Below are 17,467 nucleotides of genomic sequence, written 5' to 3' on the forward strand. Positions count from 1 at the left end.
TTTGTCCGCCGGGTAAACCGCCGGGCCCCGGGGGGGCCGGGGGCGGGGTGCCGGCCCCCCGCCCTGCGGGGGCGCGTGACGGCGGCCGGCCCTACTTCTCGCGCGCGGGGCGGGGGTGGGGCCGGATTGGGTCTTCGGGCGAGTTGGGGTCGGGGGGTGGTGCGGGTCACTCGGTCCAGATGGCGGCGGCCGTGCGGTCGTCGGCGTAGCCCTTGGCGCGGACCTGGACCTGGCGGAGGAAGTCGACGGTGCCCGGCGGGTGGGGGTGGGCCCAGTGGGTGGAGAGGAAGTGCGCGACGGCCGGCTCGTCGGCGATGGGCCGGGCGAGGCCCGGGGTGCACAGGAGGAGGATGTCGCCCGGCGTCGCGGGGACGAGCCGGAAGCGGAACGGGCGCGGGCCGGGCACCGGGCCCTCGGGGAGCGGCGGCTGACCGTCCGGGTGGTGCAGCAGCCGGGCCGCGTAGGCGTCGATCCAGTGGCCCGAGCGCAGCAGGTAGAGCCCGCCCGGACCGACACCGAAGGCCGCGCGGTAGCCGGCCTCCGGGTCCAGCGACACCATCAGGCAGTGCAGCGACGCCGGGGACGGGGTGTCGTCCCCCTCCGGCTGCGGCGCCAGGGCGCGCAGCGGGGCGGCCGCACCGGTGGCCAGGCGCTGGAGGCCGTAGCGGAGCCGGTCGCGGGCACCGTCGCGCAGGTCCGCGGCAAGGCCGGCCCGGCTGCGCCCGATCGCGGCGGCGAGCTGGTGGCACGCCTCCCCGCTCGCGGCCGCGATCGCGGACGGGGTGACCGTCTCCTCCTCCGCGGCTCCGCCCGTACGGTCGAAGCCGCCGAGGACCGCGAGCAGCAGCCCGTCCTGGCCCTCGCCGAACCGGGTGACCAGCAGGGAGTCGCGGCGCGGCTCACCCCGGTAGCGCGCGGAGTCGCCCCGGACGGAGGCGGCGCGCAGGACGGACGGACCGTACTGGGCGCCGTCCAGCACCGTGTCCGGGACGAGCGCGCGCAGTGCGTTCGGGTCCGCCTCGGGTACGGCCGTCGGCTCGGGTCCGTAGGTCGGCGGGCGCTCGCCGACGTGCGGGACCGCGGCGCCGCCGTCGGCGAGCGGTGCGCGGACGGCCAGGCGGGGGTCGGGGACGGCGGCGGTCTGGGCCACGGGCTCCGGGTCGGGTTCCGAGGCGTGGACGGGTTCGGGCTCGGGGGCGGGAGCGGGAGCGGAGGCGGGGGCGGGCGGCTCGGACTTCTCCGCCTCCACCAGCGGCACCAGTTCCTCGGGGTGCTCGGGCTGCTCGGCAACGGCGGGTACGGGGTTCGGCTGCGCCGGTTCGGGGGCCGGCGGCGGGGTGGGCTTCTCCAGCGAGACCGGGTCCGGGTCCGGGACCTGCTCGGGTTCCGGCTCGGGGTCGAGCTCGGGTGCCGGTTCCGGTTCCGGTTCGGGTTCCGGATCGGGTGCGGGTTCCGGGTCCTGCACGCGCGCCGCCCTCGGTGCGTCGTCGGCGAAGTCGGGGGCCGGGAACCGGTGGGTCTCCGGAGAGGTCCGCTGACGCCCGATCCCCTCTGCTCCGCCGATCACGCCGACCGCGGTGTCGAACCAGTCGTCGATGCTGTCCCGGCCCGCCGAGCGCTCCGAGCCCTCAGAACCCGCCGCGCCGTCGGGCTCCCCGCAAGCCGCTACGGCCGCGTCCGCCTCCGGCTCGAACTCCGGCTCGGGCTCCGGTTCCGGTTCCGGTTCCGGTTCCGCCGAGCGCTGCTGCCCGATGAGCCCGGCCGCCGTGTCGAACCAGTCGTCCACGCTGCCGTCCCCCGGGTCGGCGTGCGGGGTGTCCGGGAGGGTGCCCGTCGGGCCGTCGTAGACGGCGTCCCACCAACCGTCGTCCGGCCGGTGCGGCTGTGCGGGTGCACCCTGCTTGCTCATCTGGCGGCTCCTGGTCGTTCCGTGGTCGCGCCGCCCCCGGCGGGCCGGGCTGACGACATTGTTCTCCACCTCCGACGACCCTGTCCGGGTTTCGGCGACAACCGGTCACCCACCGGAACATCCCGGCCACCGCGCTCACCAGGCGGTTCACCAGGCGGTTCACCGGGCCGTCCGCGGTGGCGTCGCCCGGTCGTCCGCTCCCGTTCCGTCCGTGCTTGCCGGATGTGTCCGGAGCAGGGTGTTTCCTGGCCATCCGGGTGTGCGGGCCCCCGAAAATGAGGGCCGATGGGGGGCATCGCATCACTCGTTCGGCTGATTAAATGTGCGCATGACCGCGTCGGCCCCCAGTTCACCCCGACCGGGGAGGGCCGCATCCGCGGGCCGCCCGGCAGGTGGGCTGTTGGTCCTGCTGCTCGTCACGCTGTTGACGCTGCTGCCCTGCGCGGGCCAGTCGAAGGCGGTGGACGGCTCCGGCCAACCGGCGCCGCACGCGGCCCCGGTCAGCGCCGTCACCGTCGTCAGCGTGGTCAGTGTCCAGGTCGCCACCGGGCACTCCTCCTACACCGGTCACGCCGCGAAGGTCACCGAGTCCGCGAAGTCCTCGGACCACCACCGGACGGCCGAGGAGCAGGGGCACTGGATCCTCTGCACCGCCGACGGCCAGCCGCCGCGCAACAACGGCTGCTCCAGCCATCCGTACTGCTCGCAGGACGCCCAGCTGCCGAACCCGCCGCCGCAGCCGCAACCCGCCGTGTCACCGCTGACCCCGGCCGCGCCCGAGGCGCTGCCCCGGGTGGTGCCCACCGGTCTGCTCGACGGCGCGCACCCGGTGCCCGATCTGCACGAACTCCAGGTCCACCGGTCCTGAGTGGAACCCACCGCCGGCGCAGCCGCCGACGGATCCGTTTCTCCTCTCACACCAGCTGACCGCCGCCACCGACCGGTGCGGCGGGGACAAGGACGACCACCATGGGTTCCGCCTCCAAGCAGTCCAACAAGCCCGGCGGCAAGCAGGACGGCCTCGACCGCCGCGCCCGGATCGCCGAGCTGCGCGCCGCCGAGCAGCGCCGCGACCGCCGCAACAAGATCGTCGCCTCGGTGGCGGCCGGCGTGCTGGTGATCGGTGCGATCGCCACCGGTACCTGGATCGTCATGGACCAGAACCAGAAGAAGAAGGACAAGGAGACCGCCGCCAACGCGGACATCCCGGGCGTGAAGACCTTCGGCGAGCTGAGCCGCACCCACGTCAAGGACAAGGTCACCTACCCGATGACCCCGCCGGTCGGCGGCGACCACAACGCGATCTGGCTGGACTGCATGGGCCACGTCTACGACCAGCCGGTCGAGAACGAGCGCGCCGTCCACTCGCTGGAGCACGGCGCCGTCTGGGTGACGTACAACGGCAAGGCCACGCCGGACGACGTCAAGACCCTCTCCGACCGGGTCAAGAAGACCCCGTACTCGCTGATGAGCCCGTACCCGGACGAGCAGGGCACCATCACCCTGAACGCCTGGAGCACCCAGCTGACCGTGGACAGCGCCAGCGACCCGCGGGTGGAGCAGTTCTTCACCAAGTACGTCCAGGGCAAGCAGACCCAGGAGCCGGGCGCCTCCTGCACCATGGGGCAGATGTGACCGCCGACGCGGGCCGCCCCGGCGAGGCCGTGACGGCGGACAGCCCGGACAGCGCGGGCGCCATGGACGCCGTGGACGCCGCGGCGGACGGCGTCCAGGAAGTGGGGGCCCCGCGCCGCCGCCGCATGTGGTGGCCGGCCGCGCTGGCCGCCACGGTGGCGCTGGCGCTCGGGGTGCCGGCCCTGGTGGCGAGCGGGACCTCGGCGTCCGGCTCGTCCACGCTGTCCGTCCCCGCGAACGACTCCCCCGAGGCCGGTTTCGCCCGCGACATGGCGACCCACCACCAGCAGGCCGTGGACCTGTCGTTCGTCGTCCGGGACCGCACCGCCGACGAGCCGACCCGCACCCTGGCCTTCGACATCATCAACACCCAGGCCAACCAGCGCGGGATGATGATGGGCTGGCTCGACCAGTGGGGGCTGCCCCAGCACTCGACCGCCACGCCGATGGCGTGGATGAAGATGGGCCACGAGTACCAGGCCCACGACGGTTCGCTGATGCCGGGCATGGCCACCAACACCCAGATCGCGAAGCTGCGCACGCTCAGCGGGCGGGACGCCGAGGTGTACTACCTCCAGCTGATGATCGAGCACCACAAGGGCGGCGTCGAGATGGCCCAGGGCTACGTCGACAAGGCCCGGAACGATGCCGAGAAGCGGCTCGCGCAGTCGATGGTGGTCGCCCAGACCTCCGAGCTCCAGCTGATGACCGACATGCTCAAGGAGCGCGGCGCCGAGCCCGGCGTGCCCGCCTCCTGAGTGCTCGTTCCGCGGGCTCGCCCTGCGGCTCGTACGTGTCCCTCGGGTCCGGGTGTCCCCGGGTCCCACAGGTCCCGTACGTCCTGTACGCCCCGCAGGTTCCGCGTGTCCCCGGACGGCCGGGGCGCCGGCGGGGACGGTCCCGTACCGTCCCCGCCGCGCCCCGGCCGTCCGCCGTCTTCCCTCCACCCCCACCCCTCCGGAGAACCCCCGCATGACCCCCGACGCCCCCTGGCTGATCGCCGGCCTGGGCAACCCCGGCCCGTGGTTCCGGCTCACCCGGCACAACGCGGGCTTCCTCGCCGTGGACCGGCTGGCCGAACGGCACGGCGCCCGGTTCCGCCGGCGCGGGATCGCCGCCCTGGTGGCCGAGATCGCCGTCGACGGCCACCGGGTGCTGCTGGCCAAGCCGCTGTGGTGGTCCATCAACCTGTCCGGCCGCCCGGTGGCCGCGCTGCTGCGCCGCCACGGCGTCCCGGTCGAGCGGCTGGTGGTGGTGCAGGACGACCTGGACTTCGCCTTCGGCTCCGCCCGGCTCAAGCGCGGCGGCGGCCCCGGCGGCCACAACGGAGTGCGCTCGGTGGGCGAGGTGCTCGGCACCCGGGACTTCGTCAGGCTGCGGTTCGGCATCGGACGTCCGCCGAAGGGCCAGAGCGTCGGGGACTTCGTGCTGAAGAAGTTCTCGGAGGACGAACTGGCCGCCATGCCAGGAGAGTTGGACCGCTGCGCGGACGCCCTGGAGACGCTGGTGCGGCGCGGCCTGAACCGCGCCCAGGACGCCCTGAACGCACCGGGGCCCCCGCACGCCCGCACCGACGCGCGGTAGCGGGGCCCCACGCCCCTCAGGCCCGGACGGGCCGGGTGAGCAGCGCCGCCACCGCGGCGACGGCGGCGAGGACGAGCAGTACCGTCCGCCCACCGGACTCGGCGCCCGCCAGGTGGACACCGAGGACGGACAGCGCCATGCCGAGCGCCGTGCCGAGACTGCGGGCCATGTTCACCATGCCGCCGCCGACCGCCGAGCACTGCGCCGGGATCGCCCGCATCACCAGCGCATTGTTGGCGGGCAGCAGCAGACCCAGCCCGTAACCGGCGATCAGCAGCGGGGCCGCCGCCGCGTCCGAGGCCGGCAGCAGGGCGAACAGCAGCAGCCCGCCGGCCGCGAGCAGCGCACCCCAGCGGCACCTGGTCACATCCGACCAGCCCCGGGGCAGCAGCCCGCCGCCGACCGTCGCGGCGAACGCGAACCCGGCGGGCAGCAGGGTGATCACCAGGCCCGCGTGGGCCGTCGACACCCCGGCGCCGGTGAGCAGCACCGGGCCCAGCACCAGCGGGCAGAACAGCAGCAGATAGCCGATCAGCCCCACCGCCAGGCCGGAGCGCACGCCCGGGGTGTTGACCAGCCCGGGCGCCAGGATCGGCCGGGCGGCCCGCCGTTCCTGGCGCACCAGCGCCAGGGTCAGCGCGGCGGAGGTGAGCAGCAGGGCGGCCACCGCCCAGCCGGGCAGGGGCAGGCCGGAGGCGGTGGACAGGGCGAGCAGCAGCGAGGTGGTCGCCCCGGTGAGCAGCAGCAGGCCGGGCAGGTCGAAGCGGGCGGCGTCGCCGGTCGCGGTCCGCCGGGTCGCGGTCCGCCGGGCTTCGTTGCGGTGGGCATCGTTGCGGTGGGCGTCGTTGCAGTGGGCATCGTTTCGACGGCCCTCGGCGCGGTGGGCTTCCCCGCCGGGGGAGTTCGCGGAGCGGGGGCCCGGCACGGCGGCGGGGGCGCCCGCCGCCCGGGTGCGGGGCAGCAGGAACCAGCCGGCCAGGATGCCGAACGCCGCGATCGGCACATTGACCCAGAACACCCAGCGCCACGAGGCGTGTTCGACCAGCAGCCCGCCGAGGCTGGGCCCGAGCGCCAGGCCGAGGCCCTGGGCGGAGGCCTGGATGCCGAGCGCGCGCCGCATCGCGTGCTCGGGGACGCCCCGCGCGACCAGGGCGACGCTGTTGGCCTGCATCATCGCGGCGCCCACCGCCTGGACGGCGCGGCAGCCGACCAGGGCCCAGAGGCCGCCGGCGAATCCGGCACCGAGCGAGGAGAGGCCGAAGACCGCGAAGCCGCCGATGTACATCGTCTTGCGCCCGACCAGGTCCGACAGCCAGCCGATCGGGGCCAGCAGGGCGACCAGGACCAGCAGGTAGGCGAGGGCGACCCACTCGACGGCGGCGAAGCCCGCGTCGAAGTCGCGGCCAATGGCGGGGAAGACCAGGGCAATGACACTGGCGTCCAACTGGCCGAGGAAGGCGCCGAGACAGACCGTGCCGACGGCGAGCCAGTGGGCGTGGCGCCAGCCGGCTATGCCGCGCGGCCGGGGCCGCTCGGTGAGCAGCCGCGAGACAAGGGCGGTGGCGTTCATGGGTACGAATATATCGGATACAGATATGTTCTCCCTACGAGCAGCTCGCTCTACGACAGGATGCGTCCCACGGTACGGACGGTGCCGGACGGACGCCCGCGGCGGGGCCTGCGACAGAGCCGCAACACGGCACGGCCCCGGGGCCCCGACCGGCCGCCGAACCGCCCCGTACCAGGCGATACGCTGTCCGCCATGCCGTCGTCACCACACGTTCCCGACCCCGCCACCGCAGGCCCCGACCCGGCGGTCGAGCACGCCCGGCAGCTGACCGACACCGTCACCCGGCTGCGCCGCGCGCTGCGCAGCAGCATCCGCACCGACTACCCGTGGGAGTCCCTGCCGATGGCGCAGGTCGAACTCCTCCAGACACTGGCCGCCGCGCCGCTGCGGGTCGGCGAGCTGGCCGCACGGCAGCGGCTCGCGCCCAACACCGTCAGCGGACTGGTCGGGAAGCTGCTCGACGCCGGCTTCGTGGACCGCCAGGCCGACCCCGGCGACCGACGCACCGCCCGGATCGCCCTCACCCCGGCGGGCCGCCGACAGCTGGACGACTGGCAGCACGCCCACGAGCGCCGCATCGCCGCCGCGCTCGGCGCCCTCGACCCCGCCGACCGCGCGGCGGTCGTCAACGCCCTGCCGGGCCTGGAACAGCTCGCCCGCGCCCTCGCACAGCCGGGCACCGGGCCCGAGCCGGCACCCGCCCAGGAGCCCGCGGCCGGGTGAAAACCACTGGCCGCCGTGTTCGCCCGCCGCTACCGTCCCCGGCATGACCAGCACAGCGGTACGGATCGAGCCCTGGACGGACGACGACCTCGCGCTGCTGCGCCGGGTCAACACGCCGGAGATGAAGAAGCACGTCGGCGGGCCGGAGAGCGCCGAGCAGCTGCTCGTACGGCACCGGCGCTACCTGGACTTCGTCCCGTCCGGGCTCGGCTGCATGTACCGGATCGTGCTGCTGCCCGAGGGCGAGGCCGTCGGGACGGTCGGCTACGGCACCCGGACGTGGGAGGGCCGGACCGTCCACGAGATGGGGTGGAACGTGCTGCCCTGCTTCCAGGGGCGGGGCATCGCGGTCGCCGCGACCCGCGCGGCGGTCGACGCCGCCCGCCGCGAGGCCGCCCACCCTCACCTGCACGCCTTCCCCTCGGTGGACAACCCCGCCTCCAATGCTGTCTGCGCGAAGGCCGGCTTCACACTGCTCGGCGAGACGGACTTCGAGTTCCCGCCCGGACGGCTCATGCGCAGCAACAACTGGCGGGTGGAACTGCGGAGTTGAGCGTTCTGCGGTAGGGGCCCGATGGTGGCGGGCTCGGCGGGGCTGTCGTGCTTGAAGGTCCGGTGCTCGAAGGTCCGGTGCTCGAAGGTCCGGTGCTCGGACGCCGGGTGCTCGGAGGTTCGCGGCGCCCCGGCGGTCAGAACAGGGTGCCGCTCTCCAGGTCCAGCAGCCAGCGCTTGCGGTCCACGCCGGCGGCGAAGCCGGTGAGCGCGCCACCGGCTCCGAGCACCCGGTGGCAGGGGCGGACGATCAGCAGCGGGTTGGCGCCCACCGCGCCGCCGACCGCCCGGACCATGCGCGGCTCCTGCCCGGCCAGCTCGGCGAGTTCGCCGTACGTGACGGTCTCGCCGTACGGGATCTCGTCCAGTGCCGCCCAGATCCTGCGGCGGAACTCGGTGCCCTCGGGCGCGAGCGGGAGGTCGAAGCCGGTGCGCTTGCCGGCGAAGTAGTCGGTCAGCTGGGCCACCGGCTCGGCGAGCGCCTCCGGGTCGAGGACCCAGTCGTCGGCGGGCTCGGCCAGCGCGTACTTCTGGCCGGGCACAGTGACCGTGGCCAGCGCGGCCGGTCCGCCCTCCTCGGGCAGCACGCCGCTGAGCAGCAGCCGGCCGAACGGGCTCTCCATGGTGGTGTAGACGGTGGTGCTCATGCTCGTCCGTTCTCCGTTCCGGTACTGGTGTCACTGGTGTCGCTGGTGTTGCCGGTGCTGATGCCGGTGTTCGTGGGACTGGAACTCGCGGAGCCGGTGCTCACGGGGCCGGCCCACAGCCGGTGGACGGCGTAGGAGCGCCACGGCGCCCAGGCCTCGGCGGCGCGGTCGGCGGACTTCGGGTCCCCGGCGGCGCCGAGACGGAGCAGGCCGTGCTTGACGCCCACGTCGCTCGGGAGGAAGACATCGGGGTCGGCCATCGCCCGCATCCGCAGGTAGCCCACCGTCCAGGGGCCGATGCCGGGCAGGTCCAGCAGGCCGGCCGCGGCCTCCTCCCGGTCGACCCCGCTGTCGAGCCGGACCACGCCCTCGGCCAGCGCGGCACACAGGCCGGTGAGCGCGCGGCGGCGGGCGACCGGCATCGCGAAGTCCTCCGGATCGGCGGTGGCCAGGGCGGCCGCGGTCGGGAAGAGCAGCCGCAGGCCGCCGCTGGGCTCGGGCAGCGCGGTGCCGTACTTCTCGGCGAGCCGTCCCGCCAGCGTGCGGGCGGCGACGACGCTGATCTGCTGGCCGAGGACGGCGCGGACGGCGAGCTCGTGCGGGTCCACGTGGCCGGGCGAGCGCAGGCCGGGGCGCTCGCGGACCAGCGGGCCGAGCAGCGGGTCGGCGCCGAGCTGCTCGTCGACCGCGAGCGGGTCGGCGTCCAGGTCGAAGAGGTTGCGCAGGCGCTGGACGGCGGTCGGCAGGTCGCGCAGGTCGGCGAGCAGCAGGCGGCAGTCGAGCCAGCCGCGGGTGGGCGGCTCGCCCGGCGCCAGGCCGTCGACCTCGGCAATGCCGTGGCCGTACGGGAGCGCGAGGGTACGACGGTACACGCGCACACCGGGCCGCGCGCCGGGGACGACCTCCTCCACGCCGGGGACGGCGCGCAGGGCGAGGAAGTCGATCAGGTGCTCGCTGTCGAGCGCGCCGCGGTAGGCGAGGCGCAGGGTGAGGCCGCCGGCCGGGGTCGCGCTGCGGCGGCCGGCGGCGACCTCGGCGCGCAGCCCGCTGGGAGTGCGGTCGTAGACCTCGCGCACGGTGTCGTTGAACTGGCGGACGGAGGCGAAGCCCGCCGCGAACGCGACGTCGGTGACGGGCAGTTCGGTGGTCTGGAGGAGTAGTCGGGCGGTCTGCGCGCGGCGGGCGCGGGCCAGCGCGATCGGGCCGGCGCCGAGCTCGGCGATCAGCTGGCGCTGCAGCTGGCGGGCGCTGTAGCCGAGGCGGCCGGCCAGGCCGGCGACGCCCTCGCGGTCCACCACGCCGTCACCGATCAGGCGCATCGCGCGGCCGACCAGGTCGGCGCGGTGGTTCCACTCGGGCGAGCCCGGCACGGAGTCGGGGCGGCAGCGGCGGCAGGCGCGGAAGCCGGCCCCCTGGGCCGCTGCGGCACTGGGGTAGAAGACGCAGTTGACGCGCTTGGGGGTCACGGCGGGGCAGCTCGGACGGCAGTAGATGCCGGTGGAGGTGACCGCCGTGAAGAAGACCCCGTCGAAGCGGGAGTCGCGGCTGTCCACGGCTCGGTACCGGATGTCGTCGTCGATCACGTTGTCCAGTTTGCGGCACTGGGCGGGGGGGTGACTGGCGGGAATCGGACATCGCCGTTGATCGCTGCTTCGGGGGCCTCCCCCTCCCCCCTCCCCCCTCCCCACCCACCCACCACCCACCACCCACCACCCACCACCCACCACCCACCACCCACCACACCGTGAGCCCACGGCCCACGGCCCACAACCCGCAGGCCCGCAACCCGCAACCCGCAGGCCCACCGCACCGGCCCGAGGCCCCGAAATTCGCGAGCCCGCCGAGCGCCCCGCCGTTACTCTCGCGGCATGAGCGAGCAGCAGCCCTACACCGGCCCGGACGATCCGCGCGTCGTCGCCCTGCCTCCGGCAGAGTTCGCGTTCCCCGGCCCTCTGCGGGACCAGCTGGTCGCCGCGATCCTCGACGGTGCCAAGACCAGCACCACCGGCCTGATCGCCGACTACGAGCACGAGGGCGAGCCCCTGCCGCTGCCCGGTGAGCGCTCCGCGGTCCTCGATTCGGACGGCCGCAGCGTCGCCGTGATCGAGACCACTGACGTCCGGGTGGTCCCGCTCGCGGAGGTCGACCTCCAGCACGCCCTGGACGAGGGCGAGGGGTGCACCAGCGTGGCCGAGTGGCGTGCGGTGCACGAGCGGTTCTGGCGCAGCCCGGAGATGCTCGACGCCCTCGATGACCCGGGTTTCACCGTGGACGACACCACTCCGGTGGTCCTGCAGCGCTTCCGTGTGGTGGCGGACCTCCGCTGAGCCGGGCGGGCCCGGCGGGGGCCGGCCGGCAGCCGTTGCGCGGCGGCCGGCCGGTGCCCGGGCTCAGCGCTTCACCGGACCTCCCACGGCTCGCATCGACTTGGTGATCGTCTTCCACTTCTTCAGCCGCGCCTTGGCCACCCGGGCGTCCGTGCGCGAGGCGATCCAGTCGTTCTCGCGCTGGAGCTTGAGGTAGCTGTCCATTCGGCGCTGCGGCAGGGTGCCGTCGGCCAGCGCCGCCTGCACCGCGCAGCCGGGCTCGGTGTGGTGGCCGCAGTCCTGGAAGCGGCAGTCCTCGGCCAGCTCGGCTATGTCGGCGAAGGCCAGGTCCACGCCCTCGCCTCCGTAGAGGCCGACCTCGCGCAGCCCGGGGGTGTCGATGAGCACGCCCCCGCCGGACAGCGGGATCAGTTCTCGGGTGGTCGTGGTGTGGCGGCCCTTCTGGTCGACCTCGCGGGCCTCCTGGACGGTCATCACCGCGGACCCGGCCAGCGCGTTGGTGAGCGTGGACTTGCCGACGCCGGACTGGCCGATCACCGCGGTGGTGCCGGGGGTGCAGGCGCGGAGCACGTCCATGCCCTCGCCGGTCTCGGCGCTCACCACGAGCACCGTGACTCCGGGGGCGACCGCCTCGACGTCGGACCGGATGAAGTCGGCGTCGTCGACGAGGTCGGCCTTGGTGAGGACGACCAGCGGGTCGGCGCCGGACTCCCAGGCCAGGGCGAGGAAGCGCTCGATCCGTCCGAGGTCGGGGTCGGTCGCGAGCGAGGAGGCGATCAGCACGGTGTCGACGTTGGCGGCCAGCACCTGGCCGTCGGAGCGCTTGCCGGCCACCTTGCGGATGATCGCGGTGGAGCGCGGCAGCAGCGCGGCGACGGAGGCCATCGGCCGGGCGTACAGGTCGACCGCCGCCCAGTCGCCCGTGCACGGGCAGTTGATCATGTCGGCATCGCCCACCGGCCGGGTGTCGAACCGGACGGTGCGCGGCTCGCCCGTCTCCGGGTCGGCGATGACGGCGTCGCACTGGCCGCGGTCGACCCGGACGATCCGGGCCGGGAGCAGCCCGGCCTCGCCGAACGGGGTGAACAGCTCCGCGAGCTCGGCCGTCCAGCCGTAGCCGGTCAGGGCGGAGGCGTCGGCGGAAGTCGAAGAGGAGGAAGAGGCAGAGGAGGGAGAAGAGAACGACGGAACGGAGGCAGCGTTGAACAACGCAGTGGCCCTTCGGGAGGAGATGATCCCGGCGGGCTACGGCTGGCGCGAAGGGCTCAGCCGGCGGCCGGGAAAAGGAGGTGAACGCGAGTGCTGCCCTGGGCAGCTATCGGGGCGACAACGACCACGGGGTTCACCTCCTGCTCTCTACTCCTCGGGCGGCCCAATGGCCCCCGAACCGGATGTGTCACACGCTAGCGGGACGGGGGATTGTGGCCAACCTATTTTTGACCTGCGGAAACGCGAGGCAGCGGTCGCCAGAGCGGCCCCTGAGGACCAAAATTGGCCCGCCCTGCAAGGCCAGACGGCGCCCCGCACCGCCGTCCACCGCCCCGCGCATCCGCCGCGGTTCGACCACCCCCGCCGGGACCCGCGCTACGCCCCGTACCGGTGCTTGAGGTTCGGGTCGTCCAGCCACCACGGCCGCATCCCGGTCTCCTCCTCCTCCGGCCCTCCCGCCGCCCGCGCCCGCGCGGCGGCCGCCGCGAAGCGGGCATCCAGCTCGGCGTCCACCGCCTCGGTCTCCTCCCGCCCCTGCACCACCATCCGCCGCACCAGCGCGGCCAGGAACGGCAGCCCGACCAGGTCCCCCAGCACCCAGAACGCGTTGCCGCCCCAGGTCTGGTCCTGCGCCGGGCTCGGGCCCCACGGCCGCCCGAGCGCCAGGTAGTAGTGCTCGGCGACCAGGTGCCCGCCGTAGATCAGCACGATCCCGAGCCCCGCGTCGAAGATCACCTCGGCGAAGGTGATGAACAGCCCGACCAGGTGGGGGTACTCGTGCCCGACCGGGTCGAGCTGCAGACGCGGCCAGAAGTAGGCGAGGCCCAGCAGCACCAGTGCCAGGTGCAGCACCACGTTCCCGATCCCGCTGGACACCGACCACTCGTACCAGGGCGTGAAGTAGAGCAGCCACGGCGGCGCCATCAGCAGCGCGGTGGAGACCGCCGGGAACATCAGCACCTTGGACGGGCGGCTGCGCAGCGCCCGCAGGACGCGTTCCCGCCGGGCCGCCGGTGCCGCCTCGACCAGCAGGGAGACCGGTGCGCCGAGCGCGAGCAGCAGCGGCACGACCATCAGCAGCAGCACGACCTGCACGGCCCGGTCGGTGAAGAGGATCCGGTCGTACACACCGAGTCCGGAACAGGTGCACCAGACCCACAGCAGCAGCCCGCCGAGGAACGCGGCGGTACGGGTGGGCTGCCAGCGCCCGCCGCCGGACCCGGCCGCGCGCCGCCCGTCACCGGCCCCCACGGCCGCCCGGTCACCCACCGCATGTTCACCCCCCGCCCGGTCACCCCCCGCGCGTTCACCCCCCGCCCGGTTGACCCTGCGCACCGCCGCCAGGTACCAGACACCGAGCAGCACCGACAGCACGAGCACCAGCGGCTCGGCCGTCCAGGAGGTCGCCAGGTCGGACCACCGCCACGGCGGCGGCCCGCTGTAGGCGAGCACCGAGGCGGGACCACCGGTCGGCCCGCCCACCGGCCCGACCATCGCGCCGCCCACCGACCCGACCGCCGCGCCGCCCACCACTGCGTTCATCCGCCCGCTCACCTCGCTCGTCCCGGCGGTCCCCGGCCGGTCGGGCACCCCGCGCCGGGGCTCCCCGGCGCCCGGCCATGATGTCCCCGCGCGGCGGCCCCGCCGCACCCGGGGCCCGCCTCTATACCCGCACCTGAACAAAGCTTTACCGAGCCCCAACAAAGCTTTGCCCGGGCAAAGTTCTGCCCTGTTCCCGCTCCTTCCGGCAACCGCGGCGAAGACACAAACGTCTGGCAGGATGCGCCGTCGGCGAGACCCGCCACGTGCTCGACAAGGGGATGACAAGAGGTGCGAACCACTGCACGCGGCGACGGCCGCCGACTCGCGGCGCGCCACCGCAACATCGAACTGGGCCTGCTGGCCCTCGCGGTGGCCGTCTGTCTGGCGGGACACGTCGACGCGAACCTGGCGCTCACCGGCAGGATGCCGCCCGGGCTGCTGGTGCACGGCCTGTCGCTGGGCGCGCTGGCCGGGGCGGCCCACCTGGCGGTGCGCCGGTTCGCCCCGTTCGCCGATCCGCTGATCCTGCCGCTGGGCGTCTTCCTGACCGGCTTCGGGCTGGTGCTGCTGGACCGGCTGGACTTCAGCTACAAGGCCGCGCACGCCGCCAAGGGCGACTACCAGAAGCTCCCGGCCGCGCCCTCCCAGCTGATGTGGGTGTTCATCTCGGTGGCGGTGGCGCTCGCGCTGATCGTCCTCGTCAAGCACCACCGCTTCTTCCAGCGCTACGTCTACCTGCTGATGGCGGGTGCGCTGATCCTGCTGGCGGCGCCGGTGTTCTCCCCCGGTGACAGCTTCGGCGCCAAGCGCTGGATCCGGCTGTTCGGGCTCTCCTTCGAGCCGGACGAGTTCGTGAAGGTCGCGATCACGATCTTCTTCGCGGGGTACCTGATGGCTGCCCGGGACGCGCTGGCGCTGGCCGGGCGGAAGGTCTGGGGGCTCACCCTGCCGCGCGGACGGCACGCCGGCCCGGTGCTGGCGATCTGGGTGGTCAGCCTGCTGGTGCTGATCTTCGAACGCGACCTGGGCACCTCGCTGATCTTCTTCGGCATCTTCATCGTGATGCTGTACGTGGCGACCGAGCGCACCAGCTGGGTGGTGCTCGGCCTGCTGATGGCGGTCGGCGGCGCGGCGGTGGTCGGCACCGTGGAACCCCACGTGCACGGCCGCGTCGAGGCCTGGCTGCACCCGCTCGACTACTACAAGCCGGTGCACGACAAGGCGATCTCCGAGCAGCCCGCCGAGGCGCTGTTCAGCCTGGGCACCGGGGGCATGACCGGGACCGGCCTGGGCTCGGGACGGCCCTGGCTGATCGGCTTCGCCGGGCGCAGCGACTTCATCTTCACCACCATCGGCGAGGAACTGGGACTGGCCGGGGCGACCGCGATCCTGCTGGTCTACGTGCTGCTGATCCAGCGCGGTCTGCGCACCGCGATCGGCCTGACCGACCCGTTCGGCAAGCTGCTGGCCACCGGTCTGTCGGCGGCGCTGGCGCTCCAGGTGTTCGTGGTGGTCGGCGGGGTGAGCGGGCTGGTCCCGCTGACCGGCAAGGCCCTGCCGTTCCTGGCCGCCGGCGGTTCGTCGCTGCTGGCGAACTGGCTGATGGTGGCGCTGCTGATCAAGCTGAGCGACTCCTCCGGGCGCACCGCCCTGGACCCGCCCCGGCCCTCCCCCGAGCCGCTCCCGGCCCCGACCCCGGCCCCCACAAACCCGAACCGGACGCACCCGAACCCGTCGGCCCCGTCCCCCGCCGCCCCCGGCACGGCCGACCCCTCCGCCGTGACCGAGTTGCGCCCCGCCCACGGCCACCCACCGCACCGGGCCGCCACCTGACCCGTCGTCCGCCGGCCCCGCCCGTCCCACGCCCGCCCGCCCGCCCACCAGAGCGGCAGGGCCTCCCCCGCACCCGCGGGAGAGGCCCTGTCCGTTCCTGCCGTTTCGTTCCGCCTACCGCTGGTCCCACGGCGGCCGGGGCGGTCGCGGCGGGTACCCCGGCGGCTGCTGCCCGGGCGGCCCCTGCGGCGGCCCCGAACCGGGCCCGGACACAGGACCGGGCCCGGACACAGGCCCCGACACGGCCCCGGAAGCAGGTCCGGACGGCGGCCCCGGCGGAGTTCCCGGCCCGCCCCCCTGCGTCGGCCCGGCCGGCCGGTCGCTGTCCGGCGGTGGCGGTCCGGGCCGGTGGTGCGGCCCGCCGCGGGCGGTGAGCCGGCCGCGCACGTTGTCGGCGGCCAGTACGTCGGCCCACCGCTCCGGGTACTCGGAGGGCACCTCGACGTCCTCGCCCTCGTCCTCGCCCCACTCCTCCTCGACGCCCTCGGCGAGCCCGAGCTCGCGGGCGCGCCGGGCCCGCTCGACGGCCCGCCGGGCGGCGACCTCGCGGACCACGGCGGCGGCCGCCTCTTCGTGGGCGCGCTCGTTCTCGGCGCGCGCGTCGGCGGTCTCCAGGGTGGGCCAGCGGCGGTCTATCGCGGCGTTCATCGCGGCACCGATGAGCACCGCGAGCGCCACCACGAAGATCCACAGCAGCACGGCCACCGGCGCCGCCAGCGAGCCGTACACCGAGGGGCCCTCGACCGAGCTGACCAGGTAGACCCGCAGGCCGACGCTGCAGAAGACCAGCACCACCAGGGCGACCAGGGCGCCGGGGATGTCCTCGCGCCACGGGGTCGAGACCGGGACGGCCAGGTGGTAGAGGGTGGTCAGCGAGACGGTCAGCAGCACGATCGCGACCGGCCAGTAGAGGGCGCCGACCAGCCCGGACACCCCCGGCACCGCGTTCTCCAGCAGCCCCGGACCGACCATCAGCAGCGGCAGCACCAGCGAGCCGATCACCAGGGCGCCGAAGTAGAGGCTGAGCGACATCAGCCGGGTCTTGACGATGCCCCGCTTGCCGTCGAGCCCGTACATGACGGTGATGGTGTCGATGAAGATGTAGAGGGCCCTGGAGCCGGACCACAGGGACAGCAGGAAGCCGATCGAGACGAGGTCGGGCCGGGTGCGGTCGAACACCCCGTCCAGCAGCGGGACCACGACCTCGTTGACGGAGGAGTCCGACAGCACCGTCCCGGAGGCCGAGAGGATGCTCTTCTTGAGCCCGGCGATGGTGCCCGCGCCGACGAACTCGTCGAGGTAGCCGAGGGTGCCGGCCAGCCCGAGCAGCAGCGGCGGGATCGACAGCAGGGTGAAGAAGGCCGCCTCCGCGGCGAGCCCGGTGACCCGGTACTCGACGCAGGTGTTGGTGGTGTCCCTGACCAGCTCCCACGCCGTGCGGCGCCAGGTGGCCTGTTTCGCCGCCCGCCGCGCGCCCTTGCCCCTTCGCCGGGAGGGCCGCTCGGCGTTCGGTCTGCTCGTATCGCCTGCTGCTTGCACAGGGCCCACCGTATCGGGCCGGGGCCGCGCGGTTGATCTCCCCGGGGGTACGGGCGCGTGGCCGGGCGCCCCGGCGGGGAGCGGCGGGAACGCCCGGATGTCTCGCCTGACGAAACCTCAGCGTCCAGTATTCGGATGTTAGTGGACCGCGAGTCCCGCGCCGTGCGAATCTCTTGCCATGTCTAGCGCCGGAACCACCCTGGTAGGTCGACTCCACGTCGACCTCCTTCGCGTGTCCAGCGCCATCTGTCCGGTGACCTGAGCCCGACTCCGCCGCACCACCGCACCCGGCGCCGACCTCCCCCGCCATCCCCGTCCCAGCGGATGCGCAGGCGCCCGCCCGGTCCCGGTCACTGCCCTCAAGGCCTTGAGAAATCCGCAGGTCAGAGCGGCACCG

General features: G+C 74.2%; 16 protein-coding genes. 9 read left to right on the top strand and 7 right to left on the bottom strand.

What is annotated here, in order from left to right; translation table 11 throughout:
* Positions 1–166 precede the first annotated feature (166 nt).
* Positions 167–1,909 (bottom strand): hypothetical protein, encoded by a 1,743-nt coding sequence (locus tag ACFVUY_RS16385; protein WP_387730497.1) that lies wholly within the window; start codon positions 1,907–1,909, stop codon positions 167–169.
* A 400-nt stretch (positions 1,910–2,309) separates the two neighbouring features.
* Here ACFVUY_RS16385 and ACFVUY_RS16390 point away from each other — a divergent pair, with 400 nt between their 5' ends.
* The 4 genes from ACFVUY_RS16390 to pth all read left to right on the top strand — a co-directional run bounded on the left by ACFVUY_RS16390 (position 2,310) and on the right by pth (position 5,128).
* Positions 2,310–2,777: a hypothetical protein gene (locus ACFVUY_RS16390; protein WP_387694749.1), complete on the top strand. Its 468-nt coding sequence runs from the start codon at positions 2,310–2,312 to the stop codon at positions 2,775–2,777.
* Between the two features lie 101 nt (positions 2,778–2,878).
* On the top strand, positions 2,879–3,544 hold the full coding sequence (locus ACFVUY_RS16395; RefSeq protein WP_359908032.1) for a DUF3105 domain-containing protein: 666 nt from the start codon (positions 2,879–2,881) through the stop codon (positions 3,542–3,544).
* Positions 3,545–3,669: 125 nt separating this feature from the next.
* On the top strand, positions 3,670–4,302 hold the full coding sequence (locus tag ACFVUY_RS16400; RefSeq protein WP_387694796.1) for a DUF305 domain-containing protein: 633 nt from the start codon (positions 3,670–3,672) through the stop codon (positions 4,300–4,302).
* 214 nt (positions 4,303–4,516) lie between these two features.
* Positions 4,517–5,128, top strand: coding sequence for an aminoacyl-tRNA hydrolase (gene pth / locus ACFVUY_RS16405; protein ID WP_387695859.1), 612 nt, complete (start codon positions 4,517–4,519; stop codon positions 5,126–5,128).
* Positions 5,129–5,144: 16 nt separating this feature from the next.
* Here pth and ACFVUY_RS16410 read toward each other — a convergent pair whose 3' ends face one another.
* Positions 5,145–6,698, bottom strand: a complete 1,554-nt coding sequence (locus ACFVUY_RS16410) for an MFS transporter (protein WP_387730499.1) — start codon at positions 6,696–6,698, stop codon at positions 5,145–5,147.
* Positions 6,699–6,890: 192 nt separating this feature from the next.
* On the opposite strand from ACFVUY_RS16410, the gene ACFVUY_RS16415 reads away from it, so the two are divergent.
* Positions 6,891–7,421 (top strand): MarR family winged helix-turn-helix transcriptional regulator, encoded by a 531-nt coding sequence (locus tag ACFVUY_RS16415; protein WP_387730501.1) that lies wholly within the window; start codon positions 6,891–6,893, stop codon positions 7,419–7,421.
* A 43-nt stretch (positions 7,422–7,464) separates the two neighbouring features.
* Complete coding sequence (locus ACFVUY_RS16420; protein WP_387730503.1) at positions 7,465–7,974, top strand: GNAT family N-acetyltransferase; 510 nt, start codon at positions 7,465–7,467, stop codon at positions 7,972–7,974.
* 136 nt (positions 7,975–8,110) lie between these two features.
* Here ACFVUY_RS16420 and ACFVUY_RS16425 read toward each other — a convergent pair whose 3' ends face one another.
* Positions 8,111–8,620: a methylated-DNA--[protein]-cysteine S-methyltransferase gene (locus tag ACFVUY_RS16425; RefSeq protein ID WP_387730505.1), complete on the bottom strand. Its 510-nt coding sequence runs from the start codon at positions 8,618–8,620 to the stop codon at positions 8,111–8,113.
* Positions 8,617–10,203 (bottom strand): DNA-3-methyladenine glycosylase 2 family protein, encoded by a 1,587-nt coding sequence (locus ACFVUY_RS16430; protein ID WP_387730507.1) that lies wholly within the window; start codon positions 10,201–10,203, stop codon positions 8,617–8,619. The genes ACFVUY_RS16425 and ACFVUY_RS16430 overlap by 4 nt, the downstream gene beginning before the upstream one ends.
* Before the next feature lie 285 nt (positions 10,204–10,488).
* On the opposite strand from ACFVUY_RS16430, the gene ACFVUY_RS16435 reads away from it, so the two are divergent.
* Positions 10,489–10,947, top strand: coding sequence for an ASCH domain-containing protein (locus ACFVUY_RS16435; protein ID WP_387730509.1), 459 nt, complete (start codon positions 10,489–10,491; stop codon positions 10,945–10,947).
* 63 nt (positions 10,948–11,010) lie between these two features.
* Here ACFVUY_RS16435 and rsgA read toward each other — a convergent pair whose 3' ends face one another.
* Together rsgA and ACFVUY_RS16445 are read right to left on the bottom strand one after the other, a co-directional pair.
* Entirely contained in the window at positions 11,011–12,156 is a 1,146-nt protein-coding gene (gene rsgA, locus ACFVUY_RS16440; RefSeq protein WP_387730511.1) for a ribosome small subunit-dependent GTPase A, read from the bottom strand.
* A 375-nt stretch (positions 12,157–12,531) separates the two neighbouring features.
* Positions 12,532–13,698 carry a cytochrome c oxidase assembly protein gene (locus ACFVUY_RS16445; protein ID WP_387730513.1) on the bottom strand — a complete coding sequence of 389 codons (1,167 nt, stop codon included), beginning with the start codon at positions 13,696–13,698 and terminating at the stop codon, positions 12,532–12,534.
* 288 nt (positions 13,699–13,986) lie between these two features.
* Here ACFVUY_RS16445 and ACFVUY_RS16450 point away from each other — a divergent pair, with 288 nt between their 5' ends.
* Positions 13,987–15,531, top strand: a complete 1,545-nt coding sequence (locus ACFVUY_RS16450) for an FtsW/RodA/SpoVE family cell cycle protein (RefSeq protein ID WP_387730516.1) — start codon at positions 13,987–13,989, stop codon at positions 15,529–15,531.
* A gap of 114 nt (positions 15,532–15,645) precedes the next feature.
* On the opposite strand, the gene ACFVUY_RS16455 is transcribed toward ACFVUY_RS16450, so the two are convergent.
* Positions 15,646–17,070 carry a YihY/virulence factor BrkB family protein gene (locus tag ACFVUY_RS16455; RefSeq protein ID WP_387730518.1) on the bottom strand — a complete coding sequence of 475 codons (1,425 nt, stop codon included), beginning with the start codon at positions 17,068–17,070 and terminating at the stop codon, positions 15,646–15,648.
* A gap of 178 nt (positions 17,071–17,248) precedes the next feature.
* Between ACFVUY_RS16455 and ACFVUY_RS16460 the strand changes: the two genes are divergently transcribed.
* Positions 17,249–17,332: a putative leader peptide gene (locus ACFVUY_RS16460; RefSeq protein WP_318264789.1), complete on the top strand. Its 84-nt coding sequence runs from the start codon at positions 17,249–17,251 to the stop codon at positions 17,330–17,332.
* Positions 17,333–17,467: the final 135 nt, after the last annotated feature.

The organism is Kitasatospora sp. NPDC058063 (assembly GCF_042885395.1).
Taxonomy (GTDB): Bacteria; Actinomycetota; Actinomycetes; order Streptomycetales; family Streptomycetaceae; genus Kitasatospora; species Kitasatospora lactacystinica.

Excerpts from the sequence above, each read along its gene's own strand:
- pth (WP_387695859.1), top strand. The coding sequence starts at position 4,517 with ATGACCCCCGACGCCCCCTGGCTGATCGCCGGCCTGGGCAACCCCGGC.
- ACFVUY_RS16385 (WP_387730497.1), bottom strand. The coding sequence starts at position 1,909 with ATGAGCAAGCAGGGTGCACCCGCACAGCCGCACCGGCCGGACGACGGT.
- ACFVUY_RS16415 (WP_387730501.1), top strand. The coding sequence starts at position 6,891 with ATGCCGTCGTCACCACACGTTCCCGACCCCGCCACCGCAGGCCCCGAC.
- ACFVUY_RS16395 (WP_359908032.1), top strand. The coding sequence starts at position 2,879 with ATGGGTTCCGCCTCCAAGCAGTCCAACAAGCCCGGCGGCAAGCAGGAC.
- ACFVUY_RS16400 (WP_387694796.1), top strand. The coding sequence starts at position 3,670 with ATGTGGTGGCCGGCCGCGCTGGCCGCCACGGTGGCGCTGGCGCTCGGG.
- ACFVUY_RS16460 (WP_318264789.1), top strand. The coding sequence starts at position 17,249 with ATGTCTAGCGCCGGAACCACCCTGGTAGGTCGACTCCACGTCGACCTC.
- ACFVUY_RS16435 (WP_387730509.1), top strand. The coding sequence starts at position 10,489 with ATGAGCGAGCAGCAGCCCTACACCGGCCCGGACGATCCGCGCGTCGTC.
- ACFVUY_RS16410 (WP_387730499.1), bottom strand. The coding sequence starts at position 6,698 with ATGAACGCCACCGCCCTTGTCTCGCGGCTGCTCACCGAGCGGCCCCGG.
- ACFVUY_RS16445 (WP_387730513.1), bottom strand. The coding sequence starts at position 13,698 with ATGAACGCAGTGGTGGGCGGCGCGGCGGTCGGGTCGGTGGGCGGCGCG.
- ACFVUY_RS16420 (WP_387730503.1), top strand. The coding sequence starts at position 7,465 with ATGACCAGCACAGCGGTACGGATCGAGCCCTGGACGGACGACGACCTC.
- ACFVUY_RS16425 (WP_387730505.1), bottom strand. The coding sequence starts at position 8,620 with ATGAGCACCACCGTCTACACCACCATGGAGAGCCCGTTCGGCCGGCTG.